The organism is Microbacterium sp. SSM24, assembly GCF_025989145.1.
Classification (GTDB): domain Bacteria; phylum Actinomycetota; class Actinomycetes; order Actinomycetales; family Microbacteriaceae; genus Microbacterium.
In genome coordinates this window covers 1877142-1896363 of sequence record NZ_JAPDNQ010000001.1, presented here as the reverse complement: position 1 = coordinate 1896363, position 19222 = coordinate 1877142, and the positions used below count along the sequence as shown (strand labels likewise).

The 19222-nt window shown below is 69.7% G+C and carries 7 protein-coding genes; 3 read left to right on the top strand and 4 right to left on the bottom strand.

The genetic code is table 11. The annotated features are described in order from the left end of the window. Positions 1–14 precede the first annotated feature (14 nt). Positions 15–635, bottom strand: coding sequence for a hypothetical protein (locus OL358_RS08650; protein ID WP_264709575.1), 621 nt, complete (start codon positions 633–635; stop codon positions 15–17). 342 nt (positions 636–977) lie between these two features. Continuing rightward, a complete protein-coding gene (locus OL358_RS08645; protein ID WP_264709574.1) occupies positions 978–5129 on the bottom strand; it encodes a beta-L-arabinofuranosidase domain-containing protein in 4152 nt (1383 codons plus the stop codon). Positions 5130–5379: 250 nt separating this feature from the next. Here OL358_RS08645 and OL358_RS08640 point away from each other — a divergent pair, with 250 nt between their 5' ends. Both OL358_RS08640 and OL358_RS08635 read left to right on the top strand, forming a co-directional pair. Then, complete coding sequence (locus OL358_RS08640) at positions 5380–8073, top strand: LamG-like jellyroll fold domain-containing protein (RefSeq protein WP_264709573.1); 2694 nt, start codon at positions 5380–5382, stop codon at positions 8071–8073. Between the two features lie 114 nt (positions 8074–8187). Then, a complete protein-coding gene (locus tag OL358_RS08635) occupies positions 8188–8439 on the top strand; it encodes a PLD nuclease N-terminal domain-containing protein (RefSeq protein ID WP_264709572.1) in 252 nt (83 codons plus the stop codon). A 99-nt stretch (positions 8440–8538) separates the two neighbouring features. On the opposite strand, the gene OL358_RS08630 is transcribed toward OL358_RS08635, so the two are convergent. After that, positions 8539–11868, bottom strand: coding sequence for a family 43 glycosylhydrolase (locus OL358_RS08630; RefSeq protein ID WP_264709571.1), 3330 nt, complete (start codon positions 11866–11868; stop codon positions 8539–8541). Positions 11869–11987: 119 nt separating this feature from the next. Then, the gene (locus OL358_RS08625; protein ID WP_264709570.1) at positions 11988–15500 is read right to left on the bottom strand and encodes a family 43 glycosylhydrolase; all 3513 of its coding nucleotides are present in this window, start codon (positions 15498–15500) and stop codon (positions 11988–11990) included. Positions 15501–15722: 222 nt separating this feature from the next. Between OL358_RS08625 and OL358_RS08620 the strand changes: the two genes are divergently transcribed. Next, positions 15723–19163: a family 43 glycosylhydrolase gene (locus tag OL358_RS08620; RefSeq protein ID WP_264709569.1), complete on the top strand. Its 3441-nt coding sequence runs from the start codon at positions 15723–15725 to the stop codon at positions 19161–19163. The last annotated feature ends 59 nt before the right edge of the window (positions 19164–19222 follow it).

Sequence of the window (19222 nt, the reverse complement as noted above, 5' to 3'; positions counted from 1 at the left end):
CGCTGCAGGACGGATCAGATTCCGTCTTCCCACAGCGTGAGCGTGATCGTCGCCGAGTAGCTGCCCGGTGCGACGTCGACAGGCGTCTTCAGGAACAGGTTCGCGTTCGCCGTCCACGAGCCGCTCGGCAGCTCGCCGAAGTTCGGCGCGATCGCGAGAAGCTCCTCACCGGCCAGACCCACCGCGTCGGGGCCGTCGTCGAGGATCGTGTCGACCTGCTCGCCCGCGGAGACCTCGCCGTTGCTGTCGTCGCTCGTGAGCGCCGGCGTCCAGCCCAGGTACTCGGGGCCGATGTCCGGCACGCCGGCTGCCGAGAAGGCGGACGACTGCCCGTTGACGTACCAGAAGGTGTCGGCCGGGACCTCGGCGCGGTCGTCGGTCACCGTGACCGTCGGCAGGACGCCGTCGAACTGGCGCACGGCGGCATCGCCCGAGTCGACCTCGGTGAGCGTCGTCGAGTCGGCCGCCACGCTCAGGGTGAGCGCGCCGACAGGCTCGAGCGCCTCGATCGTGACGTTGACGTCGACCTCGTCGCTGCCGACCTCGTCGGCGATGGCCGCGCCGGCTACGCCGATCAGCAGCATCCCGCCGACTGCTCCGACGGCGGTGCGGACGATCAGTCCTCGCTTGTTCATCTATCTCTCCAATTCCCGGTCGGCACCCCTGCCGAGCCGAAGTTGCGAGCGACCGGACCATCCGGCCGTCGGGACTCGCTGGAAGCCTCAGCCGCAGCCGATCGCTCCCGTCTCACTGGGGTCATGGCCGACGCGCACCGCGCGGCCGTGGTCGCTCGACGCCCGGAGCCCGTCGCGGCCGCGCGCGCGGCCGCGGGCATCGCGGTCAGCGCCGTGTGGCTCGGGAAGGGACTGAGCATGTTCGCACCTTTGCTCTCGGATCCGACGATGGATCGACTGGCTCACGTGAATGTTACCGGCAACAGTTAGCGGAAACAAGTACCGAAATGGTTTTCGAAATCGTCATCCGCACGTCGTCGCCGGGTAGGCCACGGGAACGGACACCGACACGGTTCGGCCGTCGACGACAGCCGACGCCGTCACCGTCGCCTGACCCGCCGGCAGCTGCGCTGCGCGCGAGGTGAAGGCCGCAGACGCGGTCTTCCCCGCCGCGAGCGTCGCGATCTGCTTCGTCCCCGCGACCGTCTCGATGGCGAGCGCCACCGGCACGCCGGCACCGTTGCGCACCTGCACGGTGAGCATCGGCTTGCCCGCCGCGCATCGCACGGCGGCCACGGCGGTGACATCGAGCGGCGGCTGCACGGGGGCCCGCACGATCTCGATCCGATAGGTCGAGGTCGTGACGTGGTCCTGCGCCGTCGCCGTCAGCGTCAGCACCGTCGGCCCGTCGGCGGCGAGCGGCAGCGTGCGCGGAAGCGTGTCGTCGATCAGGATGCCGCCGAGGCGCACGAGCCCGCTGGGCGCCGCCGGATCGGCGTCGAAAGTGGCGGTGGTCGCATCGGCGGGCACGGTCACCGTGTACGAGTAGACCCCGCCGGTCAGCGTCGGAGCGAGCTCACCGTCCTCGAACGACAGCGCGCTGAGGTCGGCGGCCGTTGCGTACGTCGTCTTCGACGCCGTGTAGACACCGAAGACGCCGCCGACGTAGCTCGTGCCGTTGCCCTGGAAGCGCACCGTCACCACCGGGATCTTCTGGCCCTGCGCATCGAGCACGTACTGCCCGTTCTGGTCGCGCTTGTAGCTGTCCCTCGCGGCGATGCCCGAGAGGACGGATGCCGGGATCTCGTCGTACTGCACGTAGAACGTGTTCGCCCCCGCGGCGTTGGTGACGCGCTCGTGCTTGAGCAGCACGTCGTTGAGGTAGACGTCGAAGGTGCGCCCGTTGTCGCCGCCGAAGTAGCGCACGCCGAGGTAGTTGGCCGGCAGCGAGGGGTCGACGACCATGTCGTACTGGAAGTACGCGTCGGTCGCGATCTGCCCGTCGCGGTAGCCCTCGCCGAGCCAGACGCCCACGCCGGACTTGTTGAACCGGTAGTTCTTGTCGGCCTCGCTGTTGTTGTTGTCGAAGGACGTCAGCGCGTCGATCGTGGTCTCGTCGATCCGCTGCTGCTGCTTGTCTTTGAGGATCAGCGCCTGCGCCTGGGGCGAGTCGGGCTCGATGAGGTCCATGTAGATCGCGTAGCGGGCGCCGTAGAGCGAGTACCAGGGCTCGAAGGTGAGTGCCTCGGTCGCAGCATCCGCATTCTGCATCTTGAAGCGCATCGTCTCGATGCCGTTGGCGTTGTCGCCGTCCTCGATGCGCACGAGGTTGTCGGCGATGCCGGCCTTGAACGCATCCGCATCGCCGACCACGACGTCGTTGCTGACGGACTTGTCGGCCGTGCTCATGCGCACCAGCACGCCGGCGACGTAGGTCGCGTCGACGTTGGTGCGGTTGAGCTCGGTCGCGAGCAGCACCGGCCCGTACGCGAAGGCCACCCAGTTCGGGTTCTCGGTGTCGTCGATGACGCGCACCTCGGCGGGCAGCTCGTAGGTGAGCTCGTCGCCGGCGGCCACCTCGACGACGACGTATCCGTCCTCGGTGAGCGCTGCGACATCCTGGGTCTGTCCGTTCACGGAGAGGGTCGGCGTCGCGGCCGCCCACCCGGGCACGCGCAGGCGGAGGGTCGTGCCCTCGGGCAGCGCGCCGCCGTCGATCGCCTCCACCGAGAAGGTCACGGTCTCGTCGGCGGGCACGTCTGCCGTCTGGGTGAGGCGCATGTTGTGCGTCTCGTCGGTGTACACCGTCGAGCGGAACATGTTGACGAAGACCGACTCGCCCTTGCGGAAGTAGATCGAGTCGCCGAGCTTCGTGAAGCTCTCGGTCGCGGTGCCGTGATCGCACCAGAACTCGTCGTACGGGCGACCGAAGACCTTGGCGTACCCCGCCTGCATCGGCTGGAAGTACGTCATCATGCCCGTCTCGGGGTTCTGCTGCGCAAGGATCGCGTTGATGTAGGTGTGCTCGTAGAAGTCCGCGTACTTGACGTCCGGGCCTACCTGGAACAGAGCCTTGGTCAGCTTGAGCATGTTGTACTCGTTGCAGATCTCGGACGTGGAGTTCTCGCCGTATCCCGAGGTGGTGCCGTTGGTGGCGTGCTCGTGGAGCTCGTCGGCGCCGTGGAAGTGCTCGGACTGGCTGTTGCCGCCGTTGGCGTAGGTGTGGTCGTCGACCACGATCTGCCAGAAGTTCTCGGCGGCGGCACGATACATCCCGAGGTTGCTCTTCTCGGTCGCGCTGAGCTGCGCGTACAGATGCGGGTTGTCGGTGAACACGGTGTAGCGCTTGAGTGCGCCGATCAGCTTGGGGATCGTGGTGTTGGCGTGCTTGCCGTCGAGGACGTCCTGGCCCGCCGCCAGCTGCTGGAACAGCGCGACCTCGTCGAAATACTCCGCTGCGCGCTTGTGCGCGGGGTTCTCGGTGATCGAGTACAGCTCGTAGAGCGCCTCGTTCATGCCGCCGTACTCGGTGTTCAGGAGCGTCGCCGGGTTGGCCTGCCGCCCCGCCCAGTCACGCACCCACGTGCCGAATCCGCTCGCGACCGAGAGCGCCTTGGCCGAGACCGCTGCGGGAGCGTATTCGTGCGCGTCCAGGAGACCGGCGAGCACCTTGTGCAGGTTGTAGAAGGGAACGAGGAGTCCTCCGCCGCCGCTGGGCAGCACGCTCGTCGAGAACGGCGAGACGTAGCCGGCGTTCGTCGGATCGATCGCCGCGTAGGCCGTCTGCGCGTTCTTGAGACCGTCGACGGCGGTGGTGAGCTTCGCCAGGAGGGCGGCCTTCGTCGCGGGCTCGGTCGTCGTCGCGTACGCCTGCGACAGCGCGGAGATGTAGTGGCCGAAGAAGTGGCCCTGGAATCGCGTGCCGCTCGTGCGCTCCCACCCTCCGTACGGCTGAGCCGTCGTGGGAAGACCCGCCTGCGTGTAGAAGGCGGTGAGGAACCGCTCGGGCTCGAGGCTGATCAGGTAGTCGATCATCTTCTCGTTGCCGTTGACGAGGTACGGGTCCTCGAGCAGCACCTCGCCGAGGTCGGTGTCCTCGAGGTAGATGGAGGTGGATGCCCCTTCCTGCGGCACCTGCACCTCGAACGTCCTGGTCACCGGGGCGCTGCCGCCGTAGCTGGCCGACGCGGTGAGCGTGACGGTCGCGGGCGACGCGGCCGGGCGGGTCACCGTCGCGGCGCCGCCGTCGAGGGAGATGATGCCCGTGTTCGACGAAGACCACGCGATCGTCGTGCCGTTCGCCGCTTCGGTCGGCACGCCGACGTCCGCCGCGACCGAGGTGGGGACCGAGAGCGCGTCGAGCGCACCCTGCGCGACGGCAGCGGGGTCGAAGGTCGGGTCGTTGGACTGTGTGAGCGAGACGACGTCCGAGACCGTCGCGACGCCGTTGTAGAGGGTGTAGTCGTCGATGAGGCCGTTGGCGTGGGCGCCGTTGTACTGCGGACCGTTGTAGCCGAGCGTCTTGACCGTGGTGCTCTCCCCGACGATCGCGCCGGTGGCGGTTCCGGTGGCCGCGTACTTCACGGTCGAGATCTGGCGCACGCCGTTGCGGTAGAAGCGGACGTCCTTGGTGGCCTTGTCGTAGGTGACGACGACGTGGGTCCACTGTCCGGCCGGGAAGAAGCCGGCGCGGGCCGTGTCGACGGCGACCTTGAAAGGCTGGCCGGTCGCCGGTCCCACCGACAGCGCGAGCGCCGAGGTGTTGCTCTCGCTGGTGAGGTACCACCCGGGCGAGTTGTAGGCGAGCTTGCTCCACGCGAAGACCTGCTCGCCGGACATCACGGCGTTCGGCTTGTACCAGAACGACACCGTGAGGTCGGCGGGCTGCAGGTACGCGTCGGTGCCGAGGCGGATCGCGTTGGAGCCGTTGAGGTTGAACGCCTGTCCGTCTATGCCGGTGGCGTAGGCCGCGGCGCCCTTCTGCATCGTGACGGTCGCCGCGTTCGGGCCGGCGTCGGCGAGGTTCCCCTCGAATGCCAGGTCGAGCACCTTCGCCGATTCGATCGAGAGCGGCGCAGCGGATGCCGCGACCGGCGTCGCGACCGCGAGCAGGCCGGCGGCGAGCGTCGTCGCGGTCGCGAACGCGATCACGCGGCGGAATCTGTCTGTCGGCATCTTCGCCATTGCTCAGGGCTCCCTCGTCCTGGTCGACGCGTGTCCATGCAGGTGAGCGATGCGCCCATGCTGTTAGCGGTATCACGCGTTCTGTGGTTCCTTGTTAGCGCGAACTCGCCCGGGATGTCAAGGGTTCGTCATCACAAAGCAATCCTTGCCAGCGGCGCGACGTGAGCGCTAACATTCCCAAGCGCGCACCGCAGGCGCTCCCGCGCCCCATCGACACGTCGCGCACAGCAAAGGAGCTGGAGTGATTCCCCTTCCTCGATCTGCCGCCCGCACCGACCGCTCTCGAGGGCCACGCCGGCTCCTCGCCTCACTCGTCGGCGCCGCCTTCGTCGCCACGGCGCTCGTGCCGGTGGGCGCGGCCGCCGCGGTCGGCGCAGCGCCGGCCGCACCGACCACCGGCCTCCTCGCCGAGTACCTGTTCGATCAGACTGCGGGTTCCAGCATCCCGAACCGCGTCAGCGGCGGTGCGGCGGCGACCGTCGTCAACGGGACCGACAGTCAGTGGACCGGCTCGTCCCTCGTCTTCGCCGGCGGCGCCAAGACCAGCGCGAGCGCGAACTGGGTGCGCCTTCCCGACGACATCCTCGCCGGCAGGACGTCGGCGACGGTCACGATCGAGACCAAGCTCGACGCGACGATGAAGAACAGCTGGCACTTCCTCTGGAACATCGGCAGCGACTCCACGACGCAGTACTACTTCGCGTCGGTGCGCGACAACCCGCGTACCTCGATCACGGCGACCGGCGGTGGCGGCGAAGTCAACGCCCGCTCCGGCTCCGCGCTCGACGCGAACCGCTGGTACAGCCTGACCTCGGTGATCGACGGCGCCGCCGGCCACATCACGTTCTACGTCGACGGCGTCCAGGTCGCCCGTACGAACACGGCCCTGACCCCGGCATCCATCGGTCAGACCCTCAATGCGATCGGCCGGGCGCCGTATCCCGACCCGATGTACAAGGGCGAGGTGTCGACGTTCCGCGTGTACGACCGTGCGCTCACGGCGGCCGAGGTCGCAGACGTGTCGACGGCGGATGCCGCGATCCATGCCTCGTCGTTCCAGCAGGCCGCGCAGACCGTCGCCGACAGCGTCGCCGCGGTGACCTTCGACGAGGCCACGACCACCCTGCCGACCTACGGCGGACGCGTGTCGTGGTCCTCGAGCGACCCGGCGATCGAGATCGGCGCGGACGGCGTCACGGCGACCGCGGACCAGCCGGCCACCGGCCAGGCGCCGGTCGAGACCACCCTGACCGCGACGGCCACCGTGCGCGGCGCGACGGCCACCCGTGCGGTGCCGGTGACGGTGAAGCCGCAGGCGGGCGCGGACGACGCATTCGGGTACGCGATGGTGCACTTCATCGAGGACTCCGCCGGCTATGCCGAGAAGATCTACCTCGACGTGTCCCGCGGCGACAACCCCGAGCAGTGGGACCCGCTCAACGCGGGAAAGCCGATCCTCGCATCCGACCTCGGCACCACCGGCATCCGCGACCCGTACCTCACGTACAACCCCGAGACCGGCACGTACTACATCATCGCCACCGACCTGCGGGTGTTCGGCGGTGACCGCGGCGTCAGCGGCTGCACCGAGTGGTGCTACTGGAGCTCGAAGGGCAACACCACGCTGAACGTCTGGGAGTCGAAGGACCTCGTGAGCTGGAGCGACCTGCGCCAGTTCGACGTCGCCCTGTCGGACGGTGCGAAGGTCGGCGAGTTCGGCATGGCGTGGGCGCCCGAGGCGACCTGGGTGCCCGACTACTACGGGGCCGGCGAGGGCGCGTTCGTCCTGTACTGGTCATCGAACGTGTACGCGAACGCCGAGCACACCGGCTCGAGCTACTCCCGCATCCTGTGGGGCGCGACGCCCGACTTCACGCAGGAGACCTACGAGTACGGCGGCACGTTCATCGACGCGGGCGGCAACACGATCGACACGACGATCATCCAGAACGAGGGCACGACGTACCGCATCACGAAGGACAACTCCGCGGGCAAGGGCATCTACCTCGAATCGACCACGGCCGCCCAGTGGTGGAAGCCCGCCGCGACCTGGACGCAGCTGCAGACGCGCATCGGCGCCGTGTGGGCAGGGGGCAACGCGGGCGGTGTCGAGGGTCCGGCGGTGTTCCAGCGTCACGGCGAGGAGTCCTGGTACCTCTACGTCGACGTCATCCCCTCGACCGGCTACCGGCCGATGCAGACGAACGACCTGGATGCCGGCTTCACGCAGCTCGTGAGCAGCAGCTTCTTCATGGCTCCGAGCACCAAGCACGGCGGCATCGTGGGACTCACGAAGGCGCAGTACGACGAGATCCGAGCAGCGGATGCCGCGACCGCCGTCACCGCCGACCTCGGCTCCGTCGAGGTCGAGGCCGCCGCGTCCGAGTCCGCCGTGCGGGCCGCGCTGCCGGCCGAGGCCGACGTCGTGCTGGCGTACGGGCGCGGAACGGCGTCGCAGCCGGTGACGTGGGATCTCGCGGGCATCGACACGTCCGAGCCCGGCTCTTACGAGGTGACCGGCACGGTTCGCACGATCGGCGCGAACCTGAACCAGTGGGTCGGCGCAGGCGGCTCGACGGCGTGGAACGCGCCGGGCCGGCAGCTGTACAGCTCGACGGCCGTGACGGTCACGGCCGAGGTCGTGGTCGCCGCACCGGTGCTGCCGGTCACGGTCGTCGCCGACACGCGCTGCGTCTCAGGCAAGGTCACGCTCACCGTCCGGGTCACGAACGACGGGGCGGCGCCCGTGGCGCTGGGCATCTCGACGCCGTACGGGTCGAAGTCCGTCGCGGCCGTCGCCGCCGGCAAGAGCGCCTCGGCAGCGTTCACCACCCGGCAGTCTTCGATCACGACGGGCTCCGTCGCGGTGACGGTGACCTCGGGCGGCACCAGCGCCGCGGCATCCGGCGCTTTCACGGCCGCCAGCTGCGGCTAGGCGTCGAGCGCGAACGCCCCGCCGGCCCCGGGTCGGCGGGGCGTCTTCGTGGGGAACCCCGCGTCGAGTCGCCCAGGGCGCACGCGGTCCGGCGAGTCCCGTTAGGTTGAAGGGGTGATCGCCTCCCTCAACCCGCTCGTTCCCGCCGCTTACGACATCGCGTGGTCCGGCGTGGCACTGGCGCTGCTCGCACTGCTGGTGGTGGCGCTGGTCTCGCTCGCTCGATCCGCGAAGGCGCTGACCTCCGCCCAGGCACTGGTGTGGACGCTGGTCGCGATCTTCGTGCCGGTCCTGGGTCCGCTCGCGTGGCTCTTCATCGGGCGCCCCGCCGCACGCGCCTCCCTCACCGCGGCCGGTCGCGGCTGACCTCCGCTCCGCCGCGCCGCGCCGCGCGCGACAGCGCGCCGCGGGGGCAGCACCCACCCGCGACGCGCGTCGCATCGACCGCTCAGCGGCCGAGTCTGATCACCCGCACGAGGCGGGCGCGGCGCTCACCTCCGCCGTGTCGGTCACGGGCGAGCCGTCGATCGTCGCGGATGCGGCGAGCGTGATCGTGCCCGCCGGGACGGCCGCGAGCCGCGTGGTGAACGTGGCCGACGCGCTCCTGCCCGCGGCGAGCGCGGTGAACGTCTTCGTCCCGTAAGTGCCCGAGACGGCGATCGTGACGGGCACGTCCTCGCCGTTGGTCACGGTGAGAACCTGCACGACCTTGCCGCTCACGCAGCGCGAGGTGACCGCCGCGTCGACGTCGAGACCGGATGCCGTCACCGTCACCGTGGCCGTGACCGTGCGGTTCGCCGCGGCGAGCCACTCGTCGTTCGTCATGTCGAGGATCGGGCTGCCGTCCTGGCGGAAGTACACCATCCTCGTGCCGGAGTCGCGGGTGCCGTTCTGCGTCGCCTTGGCATGGAAGACGTTGATCAGGTTGCCGTCATCGTCGTACGTGTAGGAGTTGTGTCCCGGACCCCAGTTGTTGGAGAAGGCGCCCTCGTAGCTCCAGATCGCGTCGCCTCGCACATCCCACGCGCCCGGGTCGAGCAGGTCATCCCCGGAGGATGCCGTGGCGAGGCCCACCGCGTACGTCCAGTCGATGTTCGAACCGGAGAACGTGATCATGATCCTCCCGTCGCGCTGGATGACGAACGGCCCCTCCGCGACGGCGGACGTGTTCGTCGACCATCCCCGGTCGGGATACACGATCGTCGAGCGCTGACTCGACAGACGCCAGGGTCCCGTCGTCGACGGGGTGACCTTCGCGATCTTCAGCACCGCGGGCCCGGTCGCCGGCGCGACGACGCGCTCCGACCACACCACGTAGTCCGTGCCCCCATCGGTGAAGTGCGTCATGTCGAGTGTGATCCCGGTGCCGTAGGTGGTGAGCGGCTGACCGGCGGCGTCGACGACGCGCTGGGGGGCATCCCAGTCGGCGCGCACGAGAGGGTTCCCGCCGGACTTCAGTCGCATCGTGTAGGACTGCACGCCGGTCCACGAGTTCGCGCTGTTGGCGTTCGCCGCGAACAGGATGTAGAGATCGCCGTTCACCACGTGCAGCTCGGGTGCCCACAGCTGTGCGTTGGTGCTCGTGCCCGACAGTCCGTATCCGAGGATGCGGTTGTCCGCCGCCGTCCCGAGCCCGGCGATCGTGTCGGCCTGACGGATGAAGAACTCGTCCTGGCCGTTGTCGTCCGTCGCGATGTAGAGCCAGGTCTTCTGGCCGTTCGCGAGCGTGTAGCGCAGGACGTGCGGGTCCGCGCGGTTGGGCAGCAGCGGGAAGATCGTGTCGGTGCGCTGGAGCGTGCCGGTCACGGTGTAGTCGCCCGGCGTCGAGGTGTCGACGTCGGTCGTGTCCCAGTCCACCCGGAAGTCGTGCGTTCCCCCGTCCGAGTAGTCCGCCGTGACGGTCTCGGGCAGCTCTACCTCGCCGCCGGCGGTGATCGTCACCTCCTCGGGCGTCTGCACACCCGTGTTGCGCACGCGGCCGAGCAGCTGCTCCGCCACGCGCGCCTCCGAGGCGGTGACCGGAACGATCGAGGCGGTCTCGGCGTAGGGCACGTCGATCGTGCCAGTGCGTCCGCCGGGCTGCTGGCCGAGCTTCACGGCTCCGACGGCAGCGAAGTCCGCCGTGGTGCCGGTCAGCGTGGATCCGCTCGTGCTGGTCCACGCGATGCGGTACGCGTCCACGCGCGAATCCCATTCCGCGGAGACGGCGCCGGTCGTGCCCTGGCCGGGGAGCGGAAGGAATCCGACCTCGGTCCAGTCCACCAGGTCGGGCGAGGTGAAGACGATCGCACCGGCGGCGTCTGCCGTGCCCGTGTCGGACGTGCGCCGCGCGATCAGGCCGAAGCCCTCATCGCCGGAGAGGCGGAACGCGTAGGGCCGGGCGAGGTAGCGCTTGGTGCCGTTGTTCGTCTCGGTCATGCCGCTGACCGTCGGGAACACGACGCCGGCTCCCGAGTTGAGCGCCGTGAAAGAGGTGCCGTTCGCGCTGAGCGCGAGATGCCCGCTGCGGGTGACCTCGGGGTCGTCGCCGCCGCGGGTGTTCTTGGACGTCGTGTAAGCGGCCACACGGGACGCGCCGGTCTCGGCGATGCGCACGTCGAGCCGTGTCGTGGCGGCATCCGTCCCCGTTCCCACGACGGCCTCCAGGGTCGCTGCGGCCAGTCCCGAAGCGGGACCGCTGGCGACCACCCCGTCGACGACGGATCCCGCGCCCGACACGTGCGTCCAGGCGACCGGCAGACCGAGCGCGCTCGCGGGGAGAACGTACCCGCGCTCGAGCACCGACGGCACGGTGAGGGTTTCGGCGGCGCGCGTGGCCTGCTCCGCGGCGGTGGGCGCCTTCAGCACGGTCACGTCGAGGGTCCGGTTCGCGGTCTGGCCCCGCACCGTCGCGGTCGCGGTCAGCGTCACGACGGTGTCGGCAGCGGGTCGCGAGACCTGTCCGTTCGGGGCCACGATCCCCGCGGGCTGCGCCGTCCAGGTCACTCCCCCGGCCGTCGGCAGCACGAGATCGGACTCGACCTGCGTGAGGTCCTGAACGTTGACGGCGTCGAGGTCGATGCCGCCCACCACCTCGGCGGCGGCGGCCGCGGCATCCGTCGTCGAGGCGGTCGCGATGTCGGTCGCCGACAGCGCCTCACCGTACACCCGGAACGCGGACACGCCTCCCTGGTACAGCGAATCGCCGTTGTATGCGCTCTTGCCGATGTAGTTCAGCGTGTGGGTCGTCAGGTCGCTGAGCGCGACGGTGGAGTCGGTCTTCTGCGCGACCCGGACTCCGTCGATGTACAGCGTGAGCGTCGAGGTCGTTCCGCCGGCGTTCTTCGCGATCGTCGCCGCGACCGACTGCCACCGGCCCTCGACGAGCTTGGTCGCGGACGTGACCGACTGCTCGCCCGACCAGTTCGACGTCGAGATCGCCAGGCGCGGCGCGACGGGCTGGATGAAGAACTGACCGGTCGCGGCATCCCCCGACCCGCCGATGTTCCACAGGAACTTCGCTCCGCTCAGCGCGGTGGGACTCGTCTCGATCACGACGGTGGCGGCAGTCTGCCCGGCGAGCAGGTTGTTCGGAAGCTGGACGTGGTTCGCGCCGGTGAACTGCATGGAGCCGCCGCGCCACGCCGCGCCGCCGACGACGGCGCCGTCTCGGCCGGCCCCGGAGACGTCGTGCAGCACGGTGCCGCCGGTCTCCGAGAAGTCGTACGACGCGAGCAGCGACGCCGGTTCCGCAGCGTGCGCCGCCACGGGTCCGGTGGCGCCGATCGCACCGACCACCAGAGCGGTCCCCAGCACACCGGAGAGGATTCTCGTCCTCCGCGTCCTCCGCGTCCTCCGGCTGTCGCGTGCGCGCGCAGGGGTCACGTCCGTTCGATCCACAGGGTGTTCCTTTCTCACAGCGATGGGTGCGCGGGTCAGCCGCAGGCCACGGCGGGGTAGGCGATGTCGATCGTGGCCGTCACCGGTGCGCCCTCGACGGTGGCGGTCGCGGTGAGCGCGACCGCGCCGATCGCGACCGACGGCTGCCGTGTCGTGAACGAGGTCGAGGAGCTCTTGCCGGGAGCGACGGCGCCGAAGGCCTTCGAGCCGTATGCGCCGGTCGCCGAGACCGCGACGGGGAAGTCCTCCGCGTTCGTCACGGTGAGGACCTGCACGACCTTGCCGGCGACGCAGCGCGCGGTGACCGTCCCCGAGACGTCCAGCGCCGGCGCGGCATCGCCGATCACCGTGACGGTCGTCGATACCGCGCGGTTGCCGGGGGCGACCTCCTCCTCCGACTCCATGTCGAAGATCGGAAGGCCGTCGGAGGCCCAGTGCACCCGACGGACGAACGTGTCGCGACCCGTCTTGCCGTTGTTGTCGGTGCGGGCGTGGAAGACGTAGAGGAGGTTGTCGTCCTCGTCGTGCGACCACATGCCGTGGCCGGTTCCCAGCTGCCACTCCCCGTTGAAGATGCCCGACTTCTGGATCGGATAGTTCAGCTTCGTCCAGGCGGCCGGGTTGGTGAGGTCGACTCCGGCGCCCGCGGTCGCCGTCGTGAGACCGGTCGTGTACGAGTCGCCGACGGTCGAACCCGAGTAGATCAGGTTCAGCACGCCGTCGTGCACGTGCACGTTGGGTCCCTCGGCGATCGTGTTGTCCCACGCGTACTCCGGTGCGAGGATCCGCACCGGCGCCGAGGTCAGGCGCGTCGGGTCGGCCGGGTCCATCTTCGCGATGAAGATCGAGCCCAGCATCTGCCACGAGTAGTAGGACTGACCGGAGTCGGTGAAGTAGGTCATGTCGAGCGAGATGCTCTGCACCGGGTTGAGGATGGACCCGTCCGCGCGCACGACCTTCTGCGCCTTGGTCCAGTTCGCCGGCACCGCGGGGTCGAGGTCGTTGCCCTGCGCGTCCTGCTTCAGCTGGATGATGCTCGCGCGACCCGTCCACATGTCGGGACGCCCGTTCGAGCCGTTGTAGCAGGGCATGAACAGGATCGACAGCCGGTCGGCGATGACGTGGAACTCGGGCGCCCAGAAGCATCCGGTCATGACGGCGCCGTCGGCGTCGGTGTCACCCGCGCGCAGCAGGTCCACCTCGACGTTCCTGCCGTCGGCGAGCGCGTGGTCGGAGAGGTCGTCGATGCGGTCGGCGACGCGGATCGGCATGTGCGCCCCGTTGGCCGGATCGATCGGGTTGAGGTTGAGGTCCTCGGTCGCGATCAACAGGAACTTCTCCGCGCCGTTCCAGTCGAACCGGAAGATCGACGGGTCCGCACGCTCGTCGGCGAACGGCGTCGCGAACTCGGGCTGCTTGACCGAGCCCGTCACCTCGTAGGTGCCGGGCGTCGACGTGTCGACGGCGGCCAGGGATGCGGCATCCCACTCGATCGCCCGTGTGGCCGACGAGCCGTCGTCGTACGAGAGCGCCGCCCTCTCCGGCAGGTCGCCCGCGGCGAGCTCCTCGCCGGTCTCGACGGTGACCTCGTCGAGCGGCTCGATGCCGGTGTTCGCGACGCGGCCGAACCGCACCCGGAGGGCGTCGACGACATCGCCCGCGATCGGCAGGGCATTGCCCGTGGCGTAGTTCGGCACGCCCGCAGCCGCCGTGCCGGCGGTCGCTGCGACCGATCCCCGCAGCACCGGGCCGCGCGTCGCGGCGTCGGTCAGGTCGCCGAAGGTGGTGTACATCGCGGCGCCCGCATCGGACGTCCAGGACACGACGTAGCGGTCGGATGCCGAGTCGAACACGACGGCCGGGCCGTTCACCCCGCTCGTCACGCCGAGGTCGACGAGACCGGCCTCCTGGTAGCTGCGCAGGTCGGCACTGCGGGCGAACAGCATGCGGGAGGACTGCGTGCCGTCGGATGCTCCGCCCCGGGCGACGCGCGTGGCGACGACGCCGAACGAGCCGTCGGCCAGATAGAACACATGGGGGTCGCGCAGGCTGCGGATGATGCTCTCGGTGGTGCCGTTCGCGGGCGGCGGGGCCGAGGTCTTGGCGAACCAGATGCCGTAGTTCTCGTTGAGCGGGTTCCAGCCGTCGCCGCCCTCGAGCGCGAGGTGCATGCTGAAGGCGACGTCGGCGTTGTTCGCCTCGGCGACGCTCGTCGCGGTGCGGCTATAGGCGAGGAGCTCGGAGGTCGAGGCGCTCGGGAGCACGCGCACCGAGAACGCCCGGGTGGCGGTGGCCGACGTCGCGGTGTCGGTGACGCGGACTTCGATCGCGGCATCCGTCTCGGTCTCGACGGTCGAGACGATCGCCTCGCCCACCTCGACCTCGCCGTCGACCGACACGACCTCGACGGACGTGCCGGCGGGCGCCGCGGGGATCAGGGCGCCCGACTCGACGACCGACGGGATCACGAACTGACCGGCGAGACGCTCGGCGCGCTGGGCGGCGGTCTCGCTCGACGGCAGGACCGTGACGGTGATCGTGCGGCTCGCCGTCGCGCCGCGCACGGACGCGGTGGCGGTGAGCTCGACCGGGACGGCTGCCTCGCCGGCCAGCGGCGGGCTCACCGTGCCGTCCACGGCGACCACGTCGGCGTTGCTCGAGGTCCACGTCACGCGACCCGACGCGGTCGGCAGGTCGATGTCGGTGCTCGTCTCACGGTCGACGAGGGCGAGCCCGTCGATGATCGCCTGCGCCTGCGCGCGCAGCTCCGCGGAGTGCGCTGCCGCGTCGTCGGCCGAGACCTGGGCGACCTCGGCCGAGGACAGCGCGCGGTCGTACACCCGGAACGCCGAGATCGAGCCCTGGAAGAGCGGGTCCGGCCACGGCGCGCGGCCGATCGTGTTGAGCGATTGGTCCACGACGGCACCCGGAGTCGCGCCGATCGCCCCGTGCGCCGTGCGGACGCCGTCGATGAAGAGGGAGGCCGTGCCTGCTGCGCCGTCGACGACCGTGGTGACGTTCACCCAGGTGTTCGCGGTCAGCCCGCAGGATCCGGACTGCACGAGCCGCTCGACGCCGCCCGCCTTGAGGCCGACGAGCGGCGCGCGGCCCGAGCCGCAGTTGAGCGATGCGAAGAAGTACTCGGTCGCCGACGACTCGTTGCCGATGTTCCACAGGAAGTGGAAGCCGGAGAGCATCGCGCTCGACGCCTTGACCTCGGCGGTGATCGTCGCCGACTGCTTCCCGGCGAGCAGGTCGTCGGGCAGCTCGACCCAGTTGCCCGTGGACGTCTTCGCGCCCCCGCGCAGGGTGAGGGATGACCCGGTCCAATCGGCGGCCTGGACGTTGCGCACCGTGGCGGCGCCGAACGCGGATCCCGGTGCCGAGTTGGCGACGGTCGATCCGGATGCCGCGTCGAAGACGTACTCGGCGACGAGCCCGTCTTCGGGGACCGCGGCGTGCGCGCCGGTCACCCCGAGTCCGAGGATCATCGCGCCGATCACGGCAAGCGCGGTGGTGGTCTTCCGGGTGCGGGAGGACGCTCTCATTCCACTCTCCATCAAGTGAGGCCGGACATCGTCGAAACGGCTGTTATCGCTCACGTTAGCGGTAACCAAACGAAGATCGCCACCCGTTCTTCGCGTTATGACCCAAAACCACGTCATCGGATCCGGTCGATCGAGGCTGGAAATGTGAGCGCTAACGCGTTACTGTGGCCGACAATGCCCGCGATCTCGCGCGGGCCACAGACCGCGATGGAGAGGTTTGACATGGCGACGAAGTCATGGCGACGTGTCGGAGTGGCAGGAGCTGCGATCGCAGCGCTGGCCATCGGCGTGCTCGCACCGCCGGCAGCACACGCGGATCCGGTTCCGGACGACCCGAACCTGATCCTCCACTACGACTTCAGCACCGCAGGGGCGGTGACGGATGCCTCGGGCCACGGCAACAACGGCACGATCCTCGGCACCGGGGCGACCGTCGCCGACGGCGTGCTCACCCTGCCGGGCGGCGCGTCGAACAGCGGCGCCGGCTACGTGCGCTTCCCGGCGAATCTCTTCGACGGCAAAGACACCCTGACCGTCTCGACCTGGCTGCGCAACGACACGGCCGCCGGCAACTACGCCGCGATGTTCTTCGGCTCGGGCACCGGCACGACCCCCGCGCAGTACTGGCTGCTCAACCCGCGCAACCCGCAGAGTCGCTTCAAGACGGTCGTCACCAACGGCAACGTGCCCTCGGCGCCGTGGGGCACCGAGTATGGCATCTCCCCCACCAACGCGGCACAGGGCGTCGCCGGTCCGACGACCGGCACCGCGTGGGCCATGTACACGACGGTGATCACCCCCACATCGATCACCGGCTACTACAACGGCGCCCTCGTCGGGACCGTCGCCACCTCGCGCACGGTCTCGCAGTTCGGCACCGGACTCGTCGGCTACATCGGCCGCTCGACCTATGCGGACCCGTTCTTCAAGGGGTCCGTCGATGATGTGATCGTGTCGACCGCCGCCTACAGCGCCGGCCAGGTCGCCGAGATCTACCACCTCAGCGACCGCACCACGCCCGCACAGACGCAGGCCGCACTCGCGGCTGACGCCGATGCCGTCTCGCTCCCCTCCGAAGCCATCTCGGACGTCACCCTCCCGACGGCGGGCGCGAGCCGGTCCCGCATCACGTGGGCCTCCTCGGCCGACGGCGTGATCGGCGCGGACGGCTCCGTCACACGGCCCGCGGCCGGTCAGCAGGACGCGGTCGTCACGCTCAGCGGCACGTTCGCCCTCGGCGGCGAGACGCTCACTCGCACCTACGAGATCACGGTTCCCGCGATCGACCCGCAGCGCGACCTCGACCGCACCGCGGACGCCTTCGACCTCGGCATCGAGGTCGTGACGGCCGACATCGTCCTGCGCGACGAGGTCGACGGCGTCGACGTGACGTGGGAATCGTCGAATCCCGGCGTCGTGTCCGAATCGGGCGAGGTCGCCCGGCCGGCGGCTGACACCGAGGTCGAGCTCACCGCCACCTTCACGCGCGGCGAGAACACGGCCGAGCGCTCCTACACGGTGACGGTCAAGGCCCAGGACACCGCTCGCGTCGTGGCCTACGTCCGCACCGGCGGCACCGCGAAGACCGAGGTGCTGCACCTCGCCGTGGCCGCGGACGGCGACCCGCTGATCGCGCTGAACAACAACAAGGGCATCCTCTACCCGACGTTCGGCACCGGCACGTCGCAGTTCGCGAACCCGACGCTGTTCCGCACCCCCGACGGGGGCTACGGCGTCGTGGCGACCGACAACGCCGCGAACGGCCGCATCTTCGTCTACACGTCGAAGGATCTCGTGACCTTCAGCGGTCAGAAGTGGGCTCTGACCAACACCCAGGGCATCACCGTCTCCCGCGCCGACGTCGCCTACGACAACGGCATCCGCGCCTATCGTGTCGTGCTGCGCACCTCCGCGGGCGCGGCGTACGAGGTCACGACGACCGACTTCGTGACGTTCAGCGCTCCGGTGTCGATCACCGCGGCCGCGGCGCCGACGGTGTCGGGTCTCCCGACCGGCGCGATCGAGGCATCCGCTCTGCCCGTCACCACGGCGGAGCTCGCCCTCCTGCAGAAGTCGCTGGGCCGGATCGTCAACACGACCGTCGACGCCGGTGACGACGTCGAGGTCGCCGTCGGCGGCGAGCTCGATCTGCCCGAGAAGGCGCAGCTGGGCTACTCCGACGGCTCGACCAAGCAGCTCGGGGTGAACTGGGACACGTCGACCGTCGACCTCGACACCCCGGGCGAGTACACCGTCACGGGCACGGTCAACCAGCCGGTGTACGGCGACAGCAAGGGCATCCTCGTGCCCGAGCGGGCCGACCCGTGGGTGTTCCGCGACGACGAGCGCACCGGCGAGACGGAGTACTACCTCACCGGCTCCTACCCGACCACGCAGGCCAACCCCGGCGTCGGGTACGACCGCATCGTGCTGCGGCGTGCGGGCTCGATCAACGGGCTCACGACCGCGCAGGAGCAGGTGCTGCTGTGGTCGCGCAACGCCGCGTCCCCGAACACGTCGAACGGCTCGAAGGTCGCCACGGGCGCCTACCGGTACTTCTGGGCGCCCGAGCTGCACAAGATCAACGGGGACTGGTACATCCTGTTCACGTCGAGCCGAAGCACCGACGTGTGGAACATCCGGCCCGCGATCATGCGCGCCCCCGGGAACAGCGACCCGATGGTCGCCTCGAACTGGGAGGAGCTCGGCTACATCAAGGCGGCCCCCGGCGACACCTCGGCGTTCACGAGCTTCTCGCTCGACATGACGTATTTCGAGGCGAACGGCAAGCACTACATGGTGTGGGCCGAGAAGCCCGGCAGCTCCGACCTGCGCATGGCCGAGATCGACCCGACGAACCCGAGCCAGCTGATCACCCCGTCGATCCTGCTCTCCACGCCGAACTACGCGTGGGAGCGGACCGCGAGCCAGGTCATCAACGAGGGTCCGGCGGTCATCAAGAGCGAGGACGAGGTGTTCGTGTTCTTCTCGGCCTCCGAGGTGAACGAGACCTACTCGGTCGGCATGCTGCGCGCACCGCTCGGGGGCGATCTCCTGAAGCAGTCGACGTGGACCAAGACCGGCTACCCGCTGCTCACCTCCGACGACTTCGGCGGCCAGCAGAACGGACCGGGCCACAACTCGTTCACGCTCGACGCCGACGGGAACCCGGTGATCGTCTACCACGCGCGGCCGCCCATCTCGGAGTGGATCCCGGGCGCCGACGGCGGCCTGAACGACCCCAGCCGGCATGCGCGCGTCAAGACGGTGCACTTCGCCGCCGACGGCTCCGCGGTGCTGAACCAGACCCGCGAGGAGGAGGTGGCACCCGCCAACCGCACGGTGTCGCTGACCGTCACGGTCGTCGGGCCCGAGCTCGAGGTGTCGGCCGCGGTCACCACCCGCTGCGTGTCCGGCAAGGTCGTGCAGCTGGTGACCGTCACCAACGGGGAGGGCTTCCCCGTGACTCTCACCGCGACGACCGCCTACGGCACGAAGGCGTTCGGATCGGTCGCTGCGGGCAAGAGCGCGTCCGCGTCGTTCACCACGCGTCAGGCATCCGTCCCGGCGTCGAACGTGGCGCTGAAGGCGACCGCGACCGTGAACGGACAGCCGGTGACTGTGGACCAGGAGTTCGCGTACCCCGCGGCATCCTGCGGTTGATCGAACGGATGCCGCGGCCCTGAGCCGCGCCCCCCACCGAAGCCGAAGCCCCGGCGACC

Excerpts from the sequence above, each read along its gene's own strand:
- OL358_RS08650 (WP_264709575.1), bottom strand. The coding sequence starts at position 635 with ATGAACAAGCGAGGACTGATCGTCCGCACCGCCGTCGGAGCAGTCGGC.
- OL358_RS08645 (WP_264709574.1), bottom strand. The coding sequence starts at position 5,129 with ATGCCGACAGACAGATTCCGCCGCGTGATCGCGTTCGCGACCGCGACG.
- OL358_RS08625 (WP_264709570.1), bottom strand. The coding sequence starts at position 15,500 with ATGAGAGCGTCCTCCCGCACCCGGAAGACCACCACCGCGCTTGCCGTG.
- OL358_RS08620 (WP_264709569.1), top strand. The coding sequence starts at position 15,723 with ATGGCGACGAAGTCATGGCGACGTGTCGGAGTGGCAGGAGCTGCGATC.